The 2,779-nt window shown below is 36.3% G+C and carries 6 protein-coding genes; all 6 read left to right on the top strand.

The genetic code is table 11. The features are described 5' to 3' along the window. Positions 1–146, top strand: a 146-nt coding sequence (locus tag DU53_RS12040) for an ATP-binding protein (RefSeq protein ID WP_161484795.1), incomplete at its 5' end; no start/stop codon positions are given. Positions 147–406: 260 nt separating this feature from the next. Next, positions 407–850 (top strand): type II toxin-antitoxin system mRNA interferase toxin, RelE/StbE family, encoded by a 444-nt coding sequence (locus tag DU53_RS11425; protein ID WP_063728742.1) that lies wholly within the window; start codon positions 407–409, stop codon positions 848–850. 9 nt (positions 851–859) lie between these two features. Further along, on the top strand, positions 860–1,417 hold the full coding sequence (locus DU53_RS11420) for a helix-turn-helix domain-containing protein (RefSeq protein ID WP_063728741.1): 558 nt from the start codon (positions 860–862) through the stop codon (positions 1,415–1,417). Further along, positions 1,414–1,839, top strand: a complete 426-nt coding sequence (locus tag DU53_RS11415; protein ID WP_063728740.1) for a protein-export chaperone SecB — start codon at positions 1,414–1,416, stop codon at positions 1,837–1,839. Before DU53_RS11420 ends, DU53_RS11415 begins: the two co-directional genes overlap by 4 nt. 119 nt (positions 1,840–1,958) lie before the next feature. Beyond that, positions 1,959–2,600, top strand: a complete 642-nt coding sequence (locus DU53_RS11410) for a hypothetical protein (protein WP_063728739.1) — start codon at positions 1,959–1,961, stop codon at positions 2,598–2,600. Positions 2,601–2,655: 55 nt separating this feature from the next. Continuing rightward, positions 2,656–2,779, top strand: a 124-nt coding sequence (locus tag DU53_RS11405; protein ID WP_153020860.1) for a transposase, incomplete at its 3' end; no start/stop codon positions are given.

Below are 2,779 nucleotides of genomic sequence, written 5' to 3'. Positions count from 1 at the left end.
CGAATCTCGTGTTCTCAGAATGGATAAAGATTTTCCATGATAAAGCCCTAACCATGGCATTGTTAGACAGAATTACACACAACGCTTTGATCCTCAATATGTCTGGAAGAAGTTACAGAAGAAGGGATATTTTAGAAGATACCTGAGGTGGGTAGCGGGTCATTTCCTTATGGCCCTCCCGGGTCAAAAACCTATTGACTTTATACACTCTATGTCTATTACATTTTACCTTTTTTACTTTTTATAAACAAAATTTGGTACATATATTCGCAACATGTTACAATTATAAACGATGTTAATCGTTTTTTAGTAAGTGTTTGTGTACAAATAAAGAATGGCAGCGAGATAAATATGGACAAATATAGACACATAATTTGACTAATAAGGTATTTAGGAGTATAATACTATGAGCTTAGAAAAAGAGAGAGAAGAAATAATCGAATTTTTTTATAGCGTCGGCCTGGAAGTAAAGAATGAAGATGATATCCTGGCTATTATCAAAAAAGGTACTGAATATACTGAACCAAAACTTCGGTCTCTTTCTTTGTTCAAAGGAAAGCTTACTAAGCTTAAAACCAACAGAGATCTTAAGGTTGAGGTCCTTGAGTACATTATGAAACTTATGAAGGATCCATATATCGGAGAAAGAAAAAAAGGTTCATTAAAAGGGATAAGAGCAATTATATTGAAATCAATTAGTGGAGGAAGGCTGGTTTATTCATACATTAAAGAATCAAATACGATTCATCTTATTGCTGTAGGTTCACATGCCGATATCGGTTCAGAATACGAGGTTATAAAAAAGCAGCTTGGTAAAAAATTGCGTTATTACAACAAAAAGGGGTCATGAGGTGATATTATGTTTTCACTAGAGCAAATTTGGGAAAAGCTAGATAATTTTAAGGGAGCAGAAAAAAAGAAGGTCTTTGACTTAATAGTCGAGCTGCTTTCTGCCTCGAATGATCCTAAAGCTAAAGAACTTCTTGATGACTTGCTTTTATTCAAAGACGAAATCTTTGATGAAACCCCTGACCCCCTGGAAGAAATTATGGCAGATACTTATACGAAAAAAGAAGCAGCAAAGATTTTTGGTATCAGCGAAAGGACAATTCAAAGGATGGTATCCCGCGGTTTGCTTTCCCCCGTTAATCCTGGGAGAAAACCTTTAAAGTTTGCCTTTACTGATCTCAAGAAGCTCTTTGCTAATTATACTGAAGATAAAAGGGCTTCGTTAGATTACACTATTCCAGAATTCACATCCCCGTTTTTTGATAAGTACAGGAGTCTTATTGGTGCGAAGAAAATATCGTCTGGAAGATTTGAAGATGATGTATATAGCATTCAACAAGAAAGTGAGTATGAAATCCAACCAGGGTATTTCAAAAATTATTCTTTTGAATTGGGAGTGAGTTTATGAAACCTAAAATAGCTCCATTTCAAATGACCTCTCATATAATCACTGATTCAGAGTTCAAAGTTAAAGACGGATTTTCAAACAAAAAGCTCAAACCGGATTTAGATATCTCTCCAACCTTTGAAGTCTACGAAGATGAAAATCATCTCACCGGAAAATTGGAATTGGAAATTAAATTCAACTTGAAATCCGGAAGAACCATTTTTATCGGATTTAAAGCAAAGATTATCGGAACTTTTGTCTCTCCAAAAAAGATCGGTAAAGACAAGTTCATTAAATTCTTGAAATATTCAGGTACACCTATGTTGATTCAAATCGTAAGAAGCTTCTTAATGTCACTTTCATCGCAATCCGGTCTTATTCCCCCTATAGTATTACCAATGATAGATAGCTCTAGCTGTTATCATGAGCCTGAGAATGATTAAGAAAATGGTAGGGTCAAGAGGTGGCGCCTTTGGTTTAGGTAAGAGCTGCTTCGTAACTGCTATGCTCTCCGTCTTAACTAAGGGAGAATTATAGGGTTATACAGGAAGGAGTAATTTTAATGCGCAAGCTGAGGGAAGATTTGTTTTGCAGGGTCAAAGAAAATATAAAGAAATTCAGCAGGGTTCTTGAAAAAGCTATTTTTGAAAAACACTTTGAAGAGGGAAATGATCAGAGGATTTTAGATGAGCTGACGGTGTATCAAAATTATGACGGGGGATTCGGAAAAGGAATTGAATCCGATTTTAGGCTTCCTTATTCTTCGCCGATGGCCACTTCCGTTGGTGTCAGGCACTTAAAAACCATCGATAATCTCAAAGAAGCAAGGAAACATATTAAAGCTGCAATAGAATATTTCGAGTCGTCATTCAATGCGGAAAGAAATGGCTGGTTTGCAGTTCCAAGAGAAGTAAATCTTTTCCCACACGCACCTTGGTGGCACTTCAACGAGAAAGACGGGATGACGATAATTGACAAAAACTGGGGAAATCCTTCTGCTGAAATAACAGCGTATTTATATAGGTATAGAGAGTATACAAAGGAACTAGATGTTGATAGTCTTGTAGAATATGCTATAAACCATATAGAAGAAAAGAAAGAATTCAATTCCGAAAACAAAGTTTACTGCTATATAAAACTCAATGAAGAGCTGCCTGCAAAATTCCAGAAGAGGCTTGAAAAGAGGATTATACTGCACCCCTGAAGAATTGGACAGGTAAAAAGTAGAGAGATAAAATAAAGGCAAGGGGGTGCAGTTAATGGCAAAGAAACTCTCGGCAGAAGAAAAGATGGCAATAATTCTGGAAGGGCTTCGTCGAGAAAAGAGCGTTTCTCAAATCTGCAGAGAACATGGAATTTCACAAGCTCAGTATTACAAATGGC

Origin of the sequence: Kosmotoga sp. DU53 (assembly GCF_001639905.1) — a bacterium.
In the GTDB taxonomy this organism is placed as follows: domain Bacteria; phylum Thermotogota; class Thermotogae; order Petrotogales; family Kosmotogaceae; genus Kosmotoga; species Kosmotoga olearia.
The sequence above is the reverse complement of the archived record's forward strand: the minus strand, read 5'-3'. Positions and strand labels throughout refer to the sequence as shown.